The sequence below is a fragment of the Thiospirillum jenense genome (assembly GCF_014145225.1).
Classification (GTDB): domain Bacteria; phylum Pseudomonadota; class Gammaproteobacteria; order Chromatiales; family Chromatiaceae; genus Thiospirillum; species Thiospirillum jenense.
In genome coordinates, this window is the sequence record NZ_JABVCQ010000026.1 from 30,329 (window position 1) to 48,667 (window position 18,339).

At 49.9% G+C, this 18,339-nt stretch carries 17 protein-coding genes; 13 read left to right on the forward strand and 4 right to left on the reverse strand.

What is annotated here, in order from left to right:
- Positions 1-10 precede the first annotated feature (10 nt).
- From pilB to pap, 3 genes are all read left to right on the forward strand, one after another.
- Complete coding sequence (pilB, locus tag HUK38_RS11295) at positions 11-1,729, forward strand: type IV-A pilus assembly ATPase PilB (RefSeq protein WP_182584439.1); 1,719 nt, start codon at positions 11-13, stop codon at positions 1,727-1,729.
- A gap of 197 nt (positions 1,730-1,926) precedes the next feature.
- Positions 1,927-3,165, forward strand: coding sequence for a type II secretion system F family protein (locus HUK38_RS11300; RefSeq protein ID WP_182584440.1), 1,239 nt, complete (start codon positions 1,927-1,929; stop codon positions 3,163-3,165).
- A 161-nt stretch (positions 3,166-3,326) separates the two neighbouring features.
- Positions 3,327-4,880 carry a polyphosphate:AMP phosphotransferase gene (pap, locus tag HUK38_RS11305; protein ID WP_182584441.1) on the forward strand — a complete coding sequence of 518 codons (1,554 nt, stop codon included), beginning with the start codon at positions 3,327-3,329 and terminating at the stop codon, positions 4,878-4,880.
- 100 nt (positions 4,881-4,980) lie between these two features.
- Here the strand turns inward: pap and HUK38_RS11310 are convergent, their stop codons facing one another.
- Together HUK38_RS11310 and HUK38_RS11315 are read right to left on the reverse strand one after the other, a co-directional pair.
- Positions 4,981-5,733, reverse strand: a complete 753-nt coding sequence (locus tag HUK38_RS11310; protein WP_182584442.1) for an OmpA family protein — start codon at positions 5,731-5,733, stop codon at positions 4,981-4,983.
- Positions 5,734-5,759: 26 nt separating this feature from the next.
- A complete protein-coding gene (locus tag HUK38_RS11315; RefSeq protein WP_238787614.1) occupies positions 5,760-6,854 on the reverse strand; it encodes a hypothetical protein in 1,095 nt (364 codons plus the stop codon).
- Positions 6,855-7,524: 670 nt separating this feature from the next.
- Here HUK38_RS11315 and HUK38_RS11320 point away from each other — a divergent pair.
- Complete coding sequence (locus HUK38_RS11320) at positions 7,525-7,782, forward strand: hypothetical protein (protein WP_182584443.1); 258 nt, start codon at positions 7,525-7,527, stop codon at positions 7,780-7,782.
- A 26-nt stretch (positions 7,783-7,808) separates the two neighbouring features.
- On the opposite strand, the gene HUK38_RS11325 is transcribed toward HUK38_RS11320, so the two are convergent.
- Complete coding sequence (locus HUK38_RS11325; protein ID WP_182584444.1) at positions 7,809-8,096, reverse strand: late competence development ComFB family protein; 288 nt, start codon at positions 8,094-8,096, stop codon at positions 7,809-7,811.
- A gap of 203 nt (positions 8,097-8,299) precedes the next feature.
- Here HUK38_RS11325 and HUK38_RS11330 point away from each other — a divergent pair, with 203 nt between their 5' ends.
- On the forward strand, positions 8,300-8,896 hold the full coding sequence (locus tag HUK38_RS11330; RefSeq protein WP_182584445.1) for a PilZ domain-containing protein: 597 nt from the start codon (positions 8,300-8,302) through the stop codon (positions 8,894-8,896).
- Positions 8,897-9,077: 181 nt separating this feature from the next.
- A complete protein-coding gene (locus HUK38_RS11335; RefSeq protein WP_182584446.1) occupies positions 9,078-10,442 on the forward strand; it encodes a sigma-54 interaction domain-containing protein in 1,365 nt (454 codons plus the stop codon).
- A 343-nt stretch (positions 10,443-10,785) separates the two neighbouring features.
- On the opposite strand, the gene HUK38_RS11340 is transcribed toward HUK38_RS11335, so the two are convergent.
- The gene (locus HUK38_RS11340; protein ID WP_182584447.1) at positions 10,786-10,992 is read right to left on the reverse strand and encodes a hypothetical protein; all 207 of its coding nucleotides are present in this window, start codon (positions 10,990-10,992) and stop codon (positions 10,786-10,788) included.
- Between HUK38_RS11340 and fliE the strand changes: the two genes are divergently transcribed.
- The 7 genes from fliE to HUK38_RS11375 form a co-directional block, all read left to right on the forward strand.
- Positions 10,991-11,332, forward strand: a complete 342-nt coding sequence (gene fliE, locus HUK38_RS11345) for a flagellar hook-basal body complex protein FliE (protein ID WP_182584448.1) — start codon at positions 10,991-10,993, stop codon at positions 11,330-11,332. The genes HUK38_RS11340 and fliE overlap by 2 nt on opposite strands.
- A 69-nt stretch (positions 11,333-11,401) precedes the next feature.
- Entirely contained in the window at positions 11,402-13,111 is a 1,710-nt protein-coding gene (fliF, locus tag HUK38_RS11350; RefSeq protein WP_182584449.1) for a flagellar basal-body MS-ring/collar protein FliF, read from the forward strand.
- A 147-nt stretch (positions 13,112-13,258) separates the two neighbouring features.
- Positions 13,259-14,260 (forward strand): flagellar motor switch protein FliG, encoded by a 1,002-nt coding sequence (gene fliG, locus HUK38_RS11355; RefSeq protein WP_182584450.1) that lies wholly within the window; start codon positions 13,259-13,261, stop codon positions 14,258-14,260.
- Positions 14,261-14,262: 2 nt separating this feature from the next.
- Complete coding sequence (locus HUK38_RS11360; protein WP_182584451.1) at positions 14,263-15,147, forward strand: FliH/SctL family protein; 885 nt, start codon at positions 14,263-14,265, stop codon at positions 15,145-15,147.
- Positions 15,144-16,544, forward strand: coding sequence for a FliI/YscN family ATPase (locus HUK38_RS11365; protein WP_182584452.1), 1,401 nt, complete (start codon positions 15,144-15,146; stop codon positions 16,542-16,544). Before HUK38_RS11360 ends, HUK38_RS11365 begins: the two co-directional genes overlap by 4 nt.
- Positions 16,541-16,999, forward strand: coding sequence for a flagellar export protein FliJ (locus HUK38_RS11370; protein ID WP_182584453.1), 459 nt, complete (start codon positions 16,541-16,543; stop codon positions 16,997-16,999). The genes HUK38_RS11365 and HUK38_RS11370 overlap by 4 nt, the downstream gene beginning before the upstream one ends.
- 69 nt (positions 17,000-17,068) lie before the next feature.
- Positions 17,069-18,339, forward strand: a 1,271-nt coding sequence (locus HUK38_RS11375; protein ID WP_202985553.1) for a hypothetical protein, incomplete at its 3' end; no start/stop codon positions are given.

The window sequence follows — 18,339 nt, forward strand, 5'->3', positions numbered from 1 at the left end:
ATAGACTGTCATGGCCGCTAGTCCAGCAGTGGTTAATCTTTCAGGATTAGCACGGCGTTTAATTCGTGACGAATTGATTTCAGAGGACATAGCGCGTAAAGCCTATGAAGAAGCACAACGACGGCGTGAACCCTTTGTGCAATATTTAGTTGAACATAAAGTCCTCGACAGCCGCTCGATTGCATTAGCCGCCTCGCAAGAATTCGGCGTTCCATTATTAGATTTAAGCGCCCTGGATCTTTCCCATCTGCCCGTCTCATTAGTTGATGAAAAACTCATCACTAAACACCGCGCCTTGCCGATTTATAAACGCGGCAATCGGTTATTCCTCGCTATTTCTGATCCCACCAATGATCAGGCGCTTGATGAAATTCGGTTTAATACTGGTTTGGCAACCGATGCCATTCTGGTTGATGAAGATAAATTGGCCGCCGCATTACTTAAAGCACTGGAAGCGACTAATGCAACTGGTGGCGCGGCAACCGATGTCACCGATGCTGAATTAGAAAACATTGATGTCAGTGGTGATGAAGAGACGCGCAATGATGATGAAACCAATATTGACGATAAACCGGTTGTGCGCTACGTCAATAAGATTTTAGTTGATGCGATCACAAAAGGCGCATCAGACATTCATTTTGAACCCTATGAAAAAAGTTTTCGGATTCGGTTTCGCCAAGATGGTTTATTGTCTGAAGTTGCGAATCCACCATTAAATATCGCCTCGCGCTTGGTATCACGTCTTAAAGTCATGTCACGCATGAACATTGCCGAGCGGCGTATTCCGCAAGATGGTCGTATTAAATTAAAACTTAGCCGTTCGCGTGATATTGATTTCCGGGTCAATACCCTGCCAACCCTGTATGGTGAAAAGGTCGTATTGCGTATTCTTGATTCCACCGCCGCCACCGTTGGGATTGATAATTTGGGCATGGATCCGAAACAAAAAACTGATTTTATGCAGTGCATTTCTAAACCCTATGGCATGGTATTGGTCACGGGGCCAACCGGGTCAGGTAAAACCGTAACGCTCTATTCAGCATTAAACATTTTGAATAAAGTAGATATTAATATTTCTACGGTTGAAGACCCCGTTGAAATCCAGGTTGCTGGGATTAATCAAGTGAATTTGAATCCCAAAAGTGGTTTAACCTTTGCGGCGGCATTGCGCGCCTTTTTACGCCAAGACCCCGACATCATTATGGTCGGTGAGATTCGGGATTTAGAAACCGCCGAAATTGCGGTGAAAGCAGCGCAAACTGGACATTTAGTTTTATCAACATTGCATACCAATGATGCCCCTCAATCATTAACCCGTTTAGCAAATATGGGCGTCCCACCATTTAACATCGCCTCTTCGGTATTATTGATTTTAGCGCAGCGGTTAGCACGCAAATTATGTATTCATTGCAAACAAATTGATCAGATTCCGCGTGAAGCATTATTAGAAGAGGGATTCACACCTGAAGAAGTGGATGCGGGTGTAACCATTTATAAACCAATTGGCTGTGAACACTGCAATAATGGTTATAAAGGGCGGATTGGAATTTTTCAAGTTGTGCGGGTGTCAGAAGCAATGGGGCGTTTAATCATGGAAGGTGGCAATTCACTTGATCTTGCTAAACAAGCCAGGCAGGAAGGCTATGCAGATTTACGATTATCTGGCTTGCGTAAAGTCAAAGCCGGTATTACCAGTCTGCAAGAATTAAATCGTGTCACCAAAGATTAATTGCAACCATTTAGCCTACTTTCTTTAAACCTGTGTGCCGCCTCAGTTGTCATTTCAAAGGTGCGGAACGCCTAAAGATTCTTTGCTCAGTCAATTAAGATTTCTCGCTACACTCGAAATGATGAGCATCTCTTTACTATTAAAGAGTGTCCGTTTGAGTAGTTGTAATTAACAGAATCATTGAGGAATTAATAATTATGGCCGTCACCGTTGCAAAATCGGCTACTAAACCGGATAACCCTACTTTTATTTGGGCGGGTACAGATAAACGCGGCAGCAAAGTCACAGGTGAATTGCGCGCTGCAAATATCAACATGGCGCGAGTTGATTTACGGCGGCAGGGCATTAACCCAACTAAGGTACGAAAAAAACCGCAGCCATTATTTGGTGGTGGTAAAAAGAAAATCACCGCAATTGATTTAACGATTTTCACGCGCCAATTAGCAACCATGATGGCCGCGGGAGTGCCATTAGTTCAGGCATTTGAAATTGTCGGGCGCGGTCATGAAAATCCGGCAATGGCTGAATTGATTTTAACAGTAAAAAGTGACATTGAAGGCGGCTCGGCAATGGCTGAAGCACTGCGTAAACATCCTAGATATTTTGACGATTTAATGTGCAATTTAGTCGCGGCAGGTGAGCAAGCGGGGGTACTTGACATCTTGTTAGATAAAATTGCGGTGTATAAAGAAAAGACTGAATCTATTAAAGGGAAAATTAAAAAGGCGTTGTTTTATCCGGCCGCTGTTATTATTGTAGCAGTGGTGGTGACTGTGGTTATTATGCTGTTTGTTATTCCGCAATTCAAAGAATTATTTACCAGTTTTGGCGCCGATTTGCCCGGCTTTACGTTATTGGTGATTAACATTTCAGACTTTGTGCGTGAATGGTGGTGGATGATTGGATTAGGCGCCGGCGCCCTTGGGTATGCAATAGCAGAGTTATTTCACCGTTCACGCAAATTCCGTGAATTGATTGATCGGGCAATGCTGCGTTTTCCAATTATTGGACCAATTCTCCACAAAGCAGCAATTGCGCGTTTTGCACGGACTTTGGCAACCATGTTTGCCGCCGGGGTGCCATTAGTTGAAGCATTAAATTCAGTGGCTGGAGCGACTGGCAATGTGGTGTATGGCGAGGCGATTTTAACGATGCGTGAAGAGGTGGCAACTGGTCAAAGTTTGCAATTAGCAATGCGGCAGCGTAATTTATTTCCGCATATTGTGGTGCAAATGACAGCGATTGGTGAGGAGTCTGGGTCATTAGATGCGATGCTGTCAAAAGTAGCCGATTTCTATGAAGAACAGGTAGATAATGCGGTTGATGCGTTGAGTAGTTTATTAGAGCCACTCATTATGGTGGTGATTGGTGGCCTCGTTGGAAGTTTAGTAGTGGCAATGTATTTGCCAATTTTCAAATTGGCAGCGGTGGTTTAATCACCATGTTTGATTGATAAACATGATGCAGTTATATTTGCGTCGGATGCGGTAAGCAATGAACCGCATCATTCTATTTAGCCGCGAATGATGTGGTTTGCTGTTCACCGTACCCCATGATGGTTGATTGATTTTTTATTTAAAACTGGAGACTCAGTGCAATGTTTGAAGCAACCAAAGTTGGGCGCTCAGTGAGCAAAGAGGAATTTAAACAGCAGCGCGATGAATTGCGCACCCAATTATTGGATGCGCAACGTCAATTGCGCGAAACTCGTATTCCAGTTGTAGTAATTGTGGCGGGAGTTGAAGCGGCAGGTAAAGGCGAAGTGGTCAATCGTTTGAATGAATGGTTGGATAGTCGTGGATTACAAACCTTTGCTTTTTGGAATCTGAGTGATGAAGAACGGGAGCGCCCACGTTATTGGCGATTTTGGCGCACCTTACCTGCCCGCGGTGAATTGGCTGTATTATTCGGCGGTTGGTATCAGGCGCCAATTGAACACCGGTTTAAGGGTTTATGTGATGACGCAGCCCTCGATGCGGAATTAAATCGCATTGTTAATTTCGAGCGCATGTTAATTCAAGATGGTGCATTGGTGGTGAAGTTTTGGTTTCATTTATCCGAACGCGATCAGCGGCGCCGATTAAAAGAGTTGTCGCGTGATGATCGTAGTCGTTGGAAAATGTTGCCGGAAAAAGCGCATTTTTCTGAGCATTACCAATTATTTGAACATGTGGCCGAGCGGGTGATTCGCCATACCGATTTGGGGATTGCACCCTGGTATTTGATTGAAGCGACGGATAGCCGCTATCGTGATTTAACTGTTGGTAAAACGCTGTTGCAGGCTATTCGAGCGCGTATTCAGCAACCCTTGCCAATGGAGCCGGCGCCGGCAGCGGATGCGTTGAATTTACCTGATAGTTCAAGTGCGCAAATCACGCTATTAGATCAATTAGATTTGACGCGCACGTTGGAACATGATGAATATCAAACGGCATTAAAACGGTTGCAAGCCGAACTAAATGAATTGGCGTGGACGGCGTATAAACAGCGGCGCTCAATGGTATTAGTGTTTGAAGGTGCGGACGCGGGCGGTAAAGGGGGTGCAATTCGCCGCATTACCGCCGCAGTGGATGCGCGATTATATCGGGCAATTCCAGTGGCGGCGCCGACGGATGAAGAAAAGGCGCATCATTATTTATGGCGCTTTTGGCGACATATTCCCCGCGCTGGGCAAATGATTATTTATGATCGCTCGTGGTATGGGCGGGTATTGGTGGAACGAGTGGAAGGATTTGCGAATGATGCGGAATGGCGGCGGGCGTATAATGAAATTAACGAGTTTGAAGAACAATTAGTAGAACACGGTGCGATTTTATTAAAGTTTTGGTTACAAGTGAGTGAAGATGAGCAATTGCGGCGTTTTGAAGATCGGGCGCAAACGCCGTATAAGCAATACAAAATTACGGCGGAAGATTGGCGTAATCGGGAGAAATGGCCGCAATATAAAGCGGCGGTGAATGAAATGGTGGCGCGCACCAGTACCGAACATGCGCCCTGGTCATTGGTTGAGGGTAATGATAAGCCATTTGCGCGGATTAAAGTGTTGCAAACGCTGTGTAATCGGTTACGGGTGGCGTTGAATGGTGAAGATCAGTTCCGCTCTTTAACCAACCGCTGCGGCGATGAGGGAATGAAACCGGCGGGCGGTTAATTATAAAAGTTAATAGCCGAACAATTAAATGGTTAATTGACCGTTCCCACGCTCCAGCGTGGGAACGTAGTTTTTATTTTGTAGCTGTCAGCCGCCGTAATCACCGCGTTTCAATCGTGACTTCATCGCCATCTGCCAATAACCGCGCTTCAAAATCAGTTAAAACTGAGAATTCAACTCGGCGTGATGCGGCTGAATTTTCCATGCCATTCTCATCGCGTACTGGACGGGATGATGATAAACCAACTGCGGCAATCCGATCACGAAACCAGGTCACAAGACGCAATTCATCTAAGCCATAAGCGAATTGTAACACGGCTTGGGTGCGCTGTTGACTCAACGCCATATTTGCAAAATACGCCTCTAATGGTGCGCTATTCGCTTGCCATTCACTTGAGGTGTGACCTTCAATACGAATTTCACGAATGACATCTTGAAATGGCTGCAATTGCGCGACATAACGCGGCAAAAAATCGCGCAGAATGAATTCAAACTCGGGTTTTAATTTTGCTGAATTGCGGTCAAATAAAACATCCGGTTCTCGAAATCGCAGTGTTAAAGTGGGTTGGTCTAATTCGGCATTCCAGCGCCCTAAATCATCGCGGAATTCACTTTCTAACGCATTATAAATTTGTTGCCGTTGCAAAGCGGCAGTCGTGCGCACTGCGGTGGCAACAGATTGATTACGCTCAATTTGTACCATATACAAGAGCGCCAGAAATAAAAACACCATTGCCAATGATGCCATTAAATCTGACACCACAATCCAATGACCTTCGCCATCAGAAGCGCCCGCAATGCGAGCGGCTTGACGGGAGTGTGTGGCAATAAACTCGTTTGGCGTTGCAGACATAATGCATTCACCCGTAAGTGATAATTTTAATAAGCTGAATGATGCAGGGTGCTATTAGCGGGGCTATTGATTGCACTTGTCACGGGGCTATTGGCGGGCTGTAACCGCTGGTCAAAGCGTTGTGCTGATGTGACGGCATTTTCAATCGTTTCAAGCATTGTCGTTAGGCGCCGATCCATTGCCGGGAACGCACCCTGTGCTTTTTCGCGCAATTCGGCAATGGCACTCAACAGGGCTTCTAATTCCATTGTTTCGCGCCGCAAACTTACTAATGTCGTTTGTTGATCGGCAACGTGGGTGGAAATCTGTAATGCCTGTGCTGTTAATGATTGCAATGCGGCTTCGGATTTCACGACACCCGAGGTGGCGATTGTGAGTTGACTGCCCAGGGTTTCTAAATGAACGCGGTATTGTTCTTGCCATTGTAATAGGCGCGCCACGGAGGCATCTAATCGCCGGAAGTTTTCGCCGAATTGGGTGCCGAGGTTATGATTAAAATCACGAATGACCGATTCAAGTGCGGCGATTAATTGCCGTGAGCCTTGTTCGGCTAATTGATTAGCAAAGCGATCTAATGTAGTCACTAATTCGCGGTGATGCGTTTCTAAGGCGGCGCTGCGTTGTTCATCGGCTTGAATGAATTGTTGGCTTAATTGCCGTAATAAGGTTAATTGGGCTTCGGCTAATTGTGTTTGGCGTTCACTGCTGCCACTGCCGCCCATTGACTGTCCGTCATCATTTGAATCATCGCTACGATGATCGCGGCTGGCATCGGCATTCATCACTAATACCAAGCGCAAACAACTGGCTAATATGATGCCGACGATGCTGGTAATAAAAGCTAATTTCAGTCCGTCTAATAACGCCGGAATACTGTTTTCAATATGTGTGACGTCGAATTGTAATAAGCCAATGGCATTGCCAACGAAGGTGCCGAGAATGCCGAGTGTGGTTAATAGTGTTGGGGTGGCACGACAAAAACTCGGGGCGGCGCCGCGAGCGCTGGCAACTAATGCAATGGTGAATAGAACGAGCATGATGATGATGAATACACCGGTCACCATCATTGAATTAAGACTGCCGAGTGGATAGGTAATGCCAAGTGCGATGGATTCAAACATAACGATCCCTGTGTCAAGTGTTTGGGGAAAATGGGTACGATACAGTCGGTGCTTGGGCGCCGGTCGGCGACTGCGCAGTGGTGCAGAAATTAAGCATCATTTGTTCCATAAAATGACGGTGGGGCGTTTGCAGCGGTGTGCAATTAAACTTTGTTTATCAAAGAGTTAACCTGTCTTGTGGTCACACGGGTGGTTGTCGAAAACCTGACAGGCGCACATTTACCCGCTTTTGCCGTGCGCGATCTGTTGCGTGACTGATCGGCAAGCGTTAGGCACGTCGTGTTTAACTCCCCGCCAATACGCTATAATTCAAATTAAGTCCTATAATTTGATGAACGCAATTGATGGGTCACGAGTTTTGATCCGCACACTGTAGGTTTATTTGATCAATATTTGAGCCGATCAGGCTACTCGGCATCGCCAGATGTCAGGCAGGTGCGGCATCTGGAATGCTTGATAACGGAGGAACCATAAGATGAGTCATCCAGCCATCACGCCGCTTGTTTCATTCGGATATACGACGGGTGCCGTTCGTCTCGGTCTCGGTCTGATTTTTAGTTCAGTCAAAAATGTGCCTGAAACTGCTCGTGCCGTGGCAGCTCTGGAGGAGGGCGCTTCGGCACAGTCGCTTCTTACACGTCAGCAGTTGAGACTACAGCCAGACTCCGGCTTGATACTGCAAAAAGTCTCTAATACGAACACGGCGGCGGGATGGGGGATGCAGATGCGCGTGATGGTTGCCGGCACCAACCCCGGCGGGGTGGAATATCGTCCGCTGGCCGGCAAGAAGAATGACGAAGACAGCGATAGTGAGGAGACGCCGCTCGATTATCGGTTTAATACGGTGTTAGCGCGGCGGGTGCAGGTGGCGGTGCGATTGGGCTTGCCGTCAGAGGAAGCCGGCCGTCAGTTGAATATCGTGGTCTAGCGCATACGGCGGCAGCCGCTGTGTCACTAGCCATCCGCTCGTGCTTGACCGCGCCGCCGCAGGGTATCAATAGCAAAATCAACGGCATCCTTCACTTCTTGGTGCAGGCGGTCACATTCGGCATCGGTCAAATGGTCAACAAAATCCACCGCATGACGGACATAGCGCGGCGGCAACTGGTTGAGTGCGATACACGCTAAGTCTTCCACCACGTTTTGACTTAGGCTGACAATGGTGTTATCAGGCACCATTAGCACCTCTCGAATCCGATCAAGCACTAGACGTTCGTGGTAGTTTGAAATGTTAGCGGGCATAGTCGTTCCCAACTGCAATCACTGAGCCTGTGAACTATACAAATCACCAACCGCATTTGGCTAGGATTTTTACTTGTCTGTTTGAACGTGTAGGATGCGGGGTACCTGCCAACCTTGTCGCGTCCTACGCAATCTTGGTACTTGACCGCCCAATCCGCGTCATTCTCATCTTTTATATCATCTATCATCGGGTTAACTTGCGTATGACTCACGCATCAGCAACGGCCATGACTGCATGGCGCGACATTCTTGGCGACGATCTGGCCGTCAGCTTGACGTTGCCCGTTGTGACCAGTCAACAGACCGCGATGCCGCCGGAGTTTGCGGCACGCTTTTTGGACGTGTTGGCGGCTATTGAAGATGGCAGCTCACGCCCCAGTAAAGAACAGCAACGCTCACCTGAACTTGAACGGATCGAATATAAACTGGATTTATTAATGTATCTGTTATCGGCGGCACACCCCGGTCAACTCCCGCCGCCAGTGAAAGCGATTTTAAGTACCACCGGACTGGTGTTGCCCGCACAGCCATTGGCCGCCGATACCACGACTGTTGCCATTTATTTGTGCCGCTGGTTATCGCAACCGCTGGTGTTGGCGCTCGAACCGTTGGTGATTCAGAATGGCGGTTGCGGCGCACGCTGGCAGGCGGCTGACTCGGTGGCGTTGCAAAACGCGCTCAGTCGCTGGGTATTTCGCTTGCACCGACAAGAGGTTGCCCGGCAACGGCGGCTGGGCGGCAGCAACAGTGGGGCGGATGCAACAGATATGTTTTTAGCAACACCATTGACAGCGCCCTAGTGGCAAGATTAAATAGGTTTTACCACAACTGAATATGTGTGATTTTTGCCACGCCGCCATGGCGCGCTCTCCCCTGTCAACCCACCCGACACTCCAACGACATGGCATTGCACCATCAGCGATGGTTAGCACGGCAGGCACGGGCGAACATGCCGGACGCAACTAGCTCCTGGTGCGAGCAATGAGAATTGGACTGTTTGGTCAAACCGCCGCCCGCGATGAAACCGATTGCATCCTGCGTTTTCTTGGGTGTGAGGTTGTCAAACTCACCAGCCCGACCGCAGTCAGCCGCGACGCGATTGATGCGCTCTGGTTATGTGATAACGCTGACCAATTGCGTACCCTGGTTGCGCACCTCCCCCGCCCCCTGACACATCCGCTGATTTGCCAACCGTGCAATCCCGTGCCACTGGAAGTGGACGGCGCCTGGATTATTCGATCACCGCTCGCGCCCGGGCAATTGACACGGGTGCTGCATTGGGTTGGTCTGGGTTGCTGTCCACCGCTGCCGGCGATGACTGACATTGTCGGCGAACATCCGACGATGCAAATGGTCAAGCAGTTGATTACCCAAGTGGCGCGCACCGATGCGACGGTGCTGATTTTGGGTGAGACCGGCTCGGGTAAAGAAGTGGTGGCGCGGGCGATTCACCGCGCATCGGTGCGCAATGGCAAACCGTTTGTCGCGGTCAACTGCGGGGCAATTCCGGCTGATTTGCTGGAAAGTGAGCTGTTTGGTCACGAAAAGGGCGCATTTACCGGTGCTTTCACAGCGCGCACCGGGCGGTTTGAATTGGCCGAGGACGGCGTGATTTTCTTAGACGAAATTGGCGACATGCCGCTGCCAATGCAGGTCAAGTTGTTGCGGGTGTTGCAGGAGCGCACCTTCGAGCGCGTGGGGTCTAACAAATCGCTGCAAACCAATGCGCGGGTGATTTCTGCCACGCATCGCAATTTAGACGCGGCGGTGGCCGACGGCAAATTCCGGGAAGATTTGTATTTTCGGCTGAATGTGTTCCCGATTGACTTGCCGCCGTTGCGCGAGCGCCGCACGGATATTTCGTTGTTAATCATGGCGTTAGAAAAACGTTTGCAGCAGCAGGGCAATCAACCGGCGCACTTGACCCCGCAGGTGCTGGCGCATTTAAGTCAACTGGCGTGGCCGGGCAATATCCGTGAATTGGCCAATCTGCTCGAACAATTGTCCATCATGTACCCCGACACGCTGATTGATTTACCGCAATTGCCGCTACGGTTTCGCCCGAGTGATTTGACACAAGCGGCGCTCCCCGAGGGTTTAAGTCAGGTCGCACCACTGGCGGTGGCGGCGGGTTTACCGGGGGAATTGCCCGAGGGGGCGGATTTGCGTGATTACCTCAACGAGCTGGAGCGCGGCATGATTACGGCGGCGCTGACCGAGACCAACCACGTCGTCGCCCGCGCCGCCCGTCGTTTAGGGATGCGCCGCACCACACTGGTTGAACGGATGCGCAAGTTTGGGTTAGATCGCGGTGACGATAACCTCGAAGATGACCGCGACGACTAGCCCAGTCTTGTGTGCTTATTCGCCGATACATTTTTCTTAAGCATTACTGAGCAATGCTCAGTAACGCTCAACTGCCAGTCCGCAGACTGGGGTGTATCTACCAAGGCTGCAAAAACAGATGTTTTTACAGCGCGAACTCTTTGATGCGTTTCAAGTTTTACGCCAGCAACTTGTGCTGGCAACCGCATACTCGAACTTGTTAAAGAGCGTGATTGAGTAGCACGGGCTTGGTTATCGCCATAAAATACATGCTACCCAGTCTTAGGATAACGACGGATTTTTGCACTGTCAAAGTCGTTCTCTGTAGATGAGAATTCCTCAACTATGTTAAGCAAAGCACAGTTTATTGAATACTATGTGGCAACCGCTCATGCGTCAAAAACTCGTCACCACAGCGCCACTCACCTGGCATCGCAGTCAGCAGTGACACCCGCCGCATCTCCCGCCCCATGCTACTGGCATTATTTTTGCTTGTTATTACGCCAATATCGCCGCCGTCATATCTTTGACCGTCGGCGCACTTCAAACGCAATAGCAGGAGTCGGATCATGAGCGAAATCCAAATTCAAGGCGTCTTACAACAAATGCGTGCGCTGAATCGCGCCAACGGAATTGAAAACGTGGCGCCAACGCTGGGAAGTAATGATACCAGTGAACAACAGCAACAGCTTGATTTTGCTGCAAGTTTACGCGACTCCCTGCACACCGTGAATGAATTACAACAAACCTCAAATGACATGCAGCGGCGGTTTGAATACGGTGATCGCAATACCGGTTTACCCGATGTGATGTTAGCCATGTCAAAAGCCAGCTTGGCATTTGAAGCCACTAATCAAGTGCGCAATCGTCTCGTATCGGCATATCAAGAAGTAATGCGGATGCCGGTTTAATTGATTGATAAACGCTTGGCTAATCACATTCAATTATTCGGCACGACGCACATGGCGGAGTAAGCAGGCATGACTTCTGCGGCATTATCTACCGTTGTTACGACGGGCATTAAAAACTTTACAGAATTAACCATTGGCCGCCGTCTGGCCATTATTGGCATGATCATTGGCGGTTTAGCCGTCATTGTCGGGCTGTTATTATGGGCATTTCAACCCAGTTACGGGGTGTTATTTACTCAAATTAAAAATAATGAAGCCGCCGAGGTCATGAAAGCATTAGATAAACTCGGGGTGCCGTATTTGGTAGATACGCAGTCGGGACAGATTCAAGTGCCGCATAAACGAATTGCCGAAACCCGCTTGCAATTGGCGGGTTTAGGTTTACCCAAACAGGCGGATATTGGCTTTGAATTATTGCAACAAGACAATGGATTTGGCACCAGTCGTTTAATGGAAAGCGCTCTCCATCAACGTGCATTAGAAGGCGAATTAGGGCGTTCAATTACGGCATTAGATGCGGTTGAACAGGCGCGGGTGCATTTAGCACAGCCAGAACAATCGGTATTTGTTCGTGAACGGGCGCCGGCAAGTGCATCAGTGGTGGTGCATTTGCATGATGAACGTAAATTGGCCACGCAACAGGTGGCGGCAATTGTTCATTTAGTATCGTCTAGTGTACCGGGATTAAAACCGGAGAATGTGACGGTGGTAGATCAATCGGGCCGGTTATTAACGGCTGATAAAGATCAGGTTAAAGAAGCATTGGCCGATAGCCATGAACAACTGGATTACACGCGGCGGGTTGAAGCCAGTTATGTCGAGCGGGTACAGGCATTATTAGTCCCGATTTTTGGTGCTGAACGGGTGCGGGTTCAAGTGTCTGCTGAAATTGATTTTTCGCGGGTTGAACGTACGCAAGAAACCTATGATCCAGATCGAATTGCAATACGCTCTGAACAAATTAATGAAGAAGAGCGCACGGGTAATGAAGGTACTAGCCCAATGGGAGTGCCAGGTGCATTAACCAATCAACCACCAGCGGGTGGCACACTGGGCGATCAAGCAGAGAGTGGCGGTATTCCAAAGCGCCGTAGTTTGCATAGTACCCGTAATTATGAAGTGGATCGGGCAATTTCCCATGTGCGCGAAAGTTCAGGCAATATTCGGCGCTTATCAACCGCAGTGGTGGTGGATTATTTAGAAAAAACCGATGAACAGGGTGCGGTAACTCGTATTCCACGTCCCGAAGCTGAATTAGAAAGTTTGCGCGCCCTGGTGCGTGAGGCGGTTGGATTTGATGAAAAGCGCGGTGATTCAATCAATGTGATTTCAGCCGCGTTTAATGTCGAAGAAGATATTTATTCAGGGCCGATCTGGACGCAACCCTGGTTTATTGAATTAGCTAAACTCGGCGCGGCAGTGATTCTTGCTTTGTTGATTCTATTAACCGTGGTGCGTCCGGGTATTCGCCAACTCTTCCCGAAACCTGAACCTGAATCAACCGAATTGTTAATGACTGATGAACATGGCAATGTGATTCGGATGGATCGGACGAATGCCGAAGGTGAAGAAGCGGAAGGTGACGGTGAAAAGTCCGCGGAAGGTGAAGATAAGATTGCATTATCACCCACGGCAACGGCATTAGCGGCGCTCACTGGACCGAAAGAAGCGGATCCACAGCAGCAGGAACTTGATCATATTCGCCACATGATTCGTGAAGATCCAAAGCGGGTTGCCCAAGTGATGAAGATTTGGCTGGCAAGTGATGGTAAAGATTAAGTGCGATTGATTGAAGTATGGCGGGTTGATTATTCTCCAGCCCGCCAGTATTTGGCACTGCACTATTTTCGTTACTAATAACACGCTCATTCACTGTTTTGATTAACCTATTCATTCTCAATCATTCAACAAAACACGGCACTCAAGATGGCAAAAAAACGTACTTTTTCTGAACAGGCCGCCATCTTTATGATGAGCCTCGGTGAAGGTTCGGCAGCCGAAGTATTGCGGCACATGGAGCCGAAAGAGGTGCAAAAAATCGGCACGGCAATGGCGTCGCTTGATCGTGTGTCACGCACCGATATTGACCAGGTGATTCATGCGTTTTTACAGGCGGTGCAGGAGCTGACTTCATTAGGCGTTGGCGCGGATGATTATGTGCGCAAGATGTTGCAATCGGCATTAGGTGATGAAAAAGCGGCCGGTTTAATTGATCGCATTCTCGTCGGGCGTGATTCAAAAGGATTGGAGGCGCTGAAATGGCTTGATCCTCGCGCCATTGCCGACATGATTCGCCATGAACATCCGCAGATCGTTGCCATTGTGTTGTCACATCTTGATCCGGATCAGGCGGCGGAGACCTTGTTATTCCTGCCGGATCGGATGCAATCTGACATCGTGTTGCGCATTGCCACGCTCGATGGCGTGCAACCGTCGGCACTGCTGGAACTGGATGAGGTGTTGGAACGGCAGTTGTCGGGCAAAAATACCACCAAGTCCTCGATGATCGGTGGGGTGCGCACGGCGGCTAACATTTTGAATTATATGGATTCATCGAAAGAATCCATCGTGATGGAAGGCATCACGCAAGTGGACGAAGATTTGGCCGAGCGCATCCAAGAGTTGATGTTTGTGTTTGGCAACTTGATTGATGTGGATGATCGCGGCATTCAAACGCTGTTGCGCGAAGTGTCCACCGAGGTTTTGGTGCTGGCAATCAAGGGCGCAGATGATGATCTGAAAGATAAGATTTTCCGCAACATGTCCAAACGGGCGGGCGAAATGCTGCGCGAGGATTTGGAGGCACGCGGGCCGGTGCGGTTGAGCGAAGTCGAAGCCGCGCAAAAGGACATCTTGGCTATTGCGCGCAAATTGTCCGAAGCGGGCGAGATCGTGCTGGGTGCTAAGGGTGCGGAGGCGATGGTGTGAAAGTGTCCAGCGTCCTTTTGGCGGAACAGGCGGCAGGTGTGGCGCGTTGGCAACCGCCATACTTTGGGCCGCTGGTCATTCCTGAGCCGGAAGCAGAGGAAGCGCAACCCGAGCCGGTGGTCGAACCCGAACCGCCTGAGCCGACTTTTCCACCGCTAACCGCCGAAGAATTGGATGCTATCAAAACCGAAGGGTATAACCTCGGGTATCACGACGGCTTTACTCGCGGCTATCAAGACGGCCGCAATCAGGGTTATCAAGAAATCGTCGCGGAAGTGCGCGCTCATGCCGAGCAGGTGCTGCAAACCCAAGTGCAGGCGCTGGAAAATGTGGCACGGGCGCTGGTTGATCCGCTTGCGGATGCCGCCGAGGCACTTGAACCGGAGTTGCTGTTACTGGTGACGACGCTGGCCGAGCAGGTGATTCAAAGCGAATTGACCACGCGCCCGACCTTGATTCAAAGCGTGTTGCAACAAGCACTTGACCGCTTGCCGGTACGCGGGCGGACGGTGCGAGTGCGATTGCATCCTGACGATCACCTCGTGTTATCCACCTATGCCGTTGATTTACCTGACACTTTTGTGTGGTTGCCCGACGAGGACATAACACGCGGCGGCTGTAGCATCGAAAGTAGCGCCAGCCGCATTGATGCGCGTTTAACCACTCGTTTGCAGCAAGCCGTGGCCGCGATTTGGGGCGACATGACCACGCCGCCACCGCCAGTGGTTGAGACCGCCCCGGTCACGCAACCCGTTGACGATACACAGAATTTGACAGCAGAAATCTCCGGTGATACTGGCGCGAGCGCTGGTGACGAAATTCCGACAGTTGAACCCGTCGCGCCGCCACCGCGCATGTCTGACCCCGCCGCCGGAGAATTGTTATGAGTGAGGACGTGATCCGCAACCTGCAAGAACAGAGTAGCGGTCAACTCAGTCAGGGGTTGCGCGAGCGGCTGCGCCAATCACGCCAGCGCGTCGAGCGCACCCCCGCGCCGCAACCCGAAGGTCGCCTATCGCGCATGGTCGGTATGACGCTGGAGGCGGAGGGCATTCGGCTCCCCGTCGGCGGTCGCGCCGTCATTCACACCGATCACGGCGGGCGATTAGCCGCTGAAGTGGTCGGTTTTCAAGGTGAACGCACCTTTTTAATGCCAGAAGGGCGGTTGGAAGGATTAACCCCGGGCGCTCGCATTGAACCATTAGAGCAGTCGCGGCGTATTGCCGTCGGCCCCGAGTTATTAGGTCGAGTGATTGACGCGAATGGCAAACCATTAGATGCACTTGGGCCATTGCGGGCGGATACGTTAGTACCAATTGAAGGGCGGCCAATTAACCCATTAAAACGCGCCCCCGTCCGTGTGCCATTAGATGTCGGCATTCGTTCTATTAACGGGTTATTAGTCATCGGCCGCGGTCAACGCTTAGGGTTATTTGCCGGTAGCGGCGTGGGCAAGAGCGTCTTACTCGGGATGATGACGCGCCACACCGCAGCGGATGTCATTGTCGTCGGGTTAATTGGTGAACGCGGGCGGGAAGTGAATGAGTTTATTCACGATATTCTTGATGATGAATCACGCCAACGCACGGTCGTCGTCGCCGTCCCCGCCGATCAACCGCCATTATTAAGACAGCACGGCGCGTGGGTCGCCACCACCGTTGCTGAATACTTCCGCGATCAAGGCAAACACGTTTTATTATTAATGGATTCACTCACGCGCTTTGCCCAAGGAGCGCGGGAAATTGCAATGGCAATTGGTGAACCACCCGCCACCAAAGGCTATTCCGCATCGGTATTTGCCCGCCTGCCGCAATTAGTTGAGCGCGCCGGCAATGGCGATGTGGGCGGCGGTTCTATTACCGCGTTCTATACCGTATTAGCCGAAGGTGACGATCAAAATGATCCAATTGTTGACGCGGCCCGCGCTATTCTTGACGGACACATTGTTTTATCGCGCACTATTGCCGAAACTGGGCGTTATCCGGCAATTGATGTCGGCGCATCTGTTTCGCGGGTAATGAGCGCGTTAATTACGCCTGAACATGAACGTGCCGCGCAACGCTTCCGCAGTCTCAGCGCAATTTATACCTTAAACCGCGATTTAATTGCCGTCGGTGCCTATCGGCGCGGCGCTGATCCATCATTAGATGAAGCCATTGCCATGCAACCGCGTTTAGAAGAATATTTACGGCAGGGGCGATTAGATGGCATTAGTTTTGAACGCGCACATAATGAACTCTTTACATTGCTGGGAATGCCCTTACCCATTAGGCACGCGGCATGAGTATTAAACGGTTCAAACGGCTGTTAAAGGTACACGAATTGCAAGAGAATCAAGCAGCCGTCGGATTAGCGACACGCTTGACTGAATTAGGTCGGCAAGAAGAACAATACCAACAATTAGAAAATTATTTGCAATTATATTTAGATGCACCGGTGCCAAATGATATTCATCAAATGAAACAAATGGCATTTATTCGGCGCAATTTACGCGGGGCAATGGAACAGCAAGCGGTGCGTGTTAATACCGCGCAAGCCCATGCCGATCAAGCGCGGGCGGTATGGTTAATGCGTCATCGTGATAGTCAGTCTTTAATGAAGTTAATTGAACGCCAACGCGCTGCTGATACGATTATTGATAATCGGCGGCAGCAATTTGAACAAGACGCCTGGGCCACTCGCCGGGCATTTGACCGCCTACACGCAGAACAAACTGCTGATTCATCATTAGAATCATAACGCCTTTCTAATCCTGTTTTTTATTATCTACTATTGCGCATGTCGGTATCATGTCAGCGAGGCACGGTGATGTTGTCTTTAAATAATCTATTACTGCAAAACACGCCCGCTCCAACGTCGCAGTCGCAGCCAATGATGACGGGCGATTTAACACGCGGCTTGGAATCAAATCCTGATGCGGTGGCGAATGGTGATTTCACCCGCGCATTAGAAACGCAACTCGATCAATTAGCCGAGCAATTGGGTTTGGATGGCGGGTTGGATATTCAACATCTGGCCAGTCTTGATGCACAGGGTTTAATTGCTGAATTGCAGGCAATTATGCAAACGCAACCCGCTGCGCCGCCAATTGTTACGCCAACTGAATTAACAACACCGTCGGCAGTTAATTCTGATTTAGGGTTGACTGATGCGGCAAAGTCATTAGCGGCATTGCGCTTGTTATTACAGGCGGGCATGAGTGCAACACAACACGATTCGGCGGTCAATCAATCACCAAATATAACGCCGCCTGCGGATATGACGCTCGATGATAATACCGATCATTCCACGTTGTCGGCAATTACTAATGAACTCAATCAATTGGCCCGGTATTGGTTGGAATATCCGGCAAGTCCGACGTCTATTGAAAATGCAACCGATGCGGAACAATCTGTTAATCCGGTATTGGAACAAGCCGCGGCCGCTTGGCAGTCATTATCCCGTCGCGCCGATCAATCAAATACGGCGAGTCAATTAACAACCCCGGCGGTTGTGTCTTCGGGTGAGTTAATCACGCCGCCAACAACGGTTTTGCAATCAAATGCCACTGCGGATGTGAATACAGCGCATTCAGTTCAAACTGCCCAACCAATCGTAGCTGATAACAGTGCGACCACAACTTTATTAAATGCAATTTTAACGGCGCTGAATAACACGCAGCCGGCGGTTAATTCAACCCCGGCGGCGGGTGTAATTAATCAATCCACTGTGCCGCCGGTCAGTTCAACGCCGGCTAATAATGACGCGCAAACAACTTTATTAAATGCAATTTTAACGGCGCTGAATAACACGCAGCCGGCGGTTAATTCAACCCCGGCGGCGGGTGTAATTAATCAATCCACTGTGCCGGCGGGCGGATCAACGCCGGTGAATAATGACGCGCAAACAACTTTATTAAATGCGATTTTAACGGCGGTGAATGGTAATAACGCGGCGGTTAATTCAACCCCGGCGGCGGGTGTAATTAATCAATCCACTGCGCCGGCGGGCAGATCAACGCCGGTGAATAATGACGCGCAAACAACTTTATTAAATGCGATTTTAACGGCGGTGAATGGTAATAACGCGGCTGTTAATTC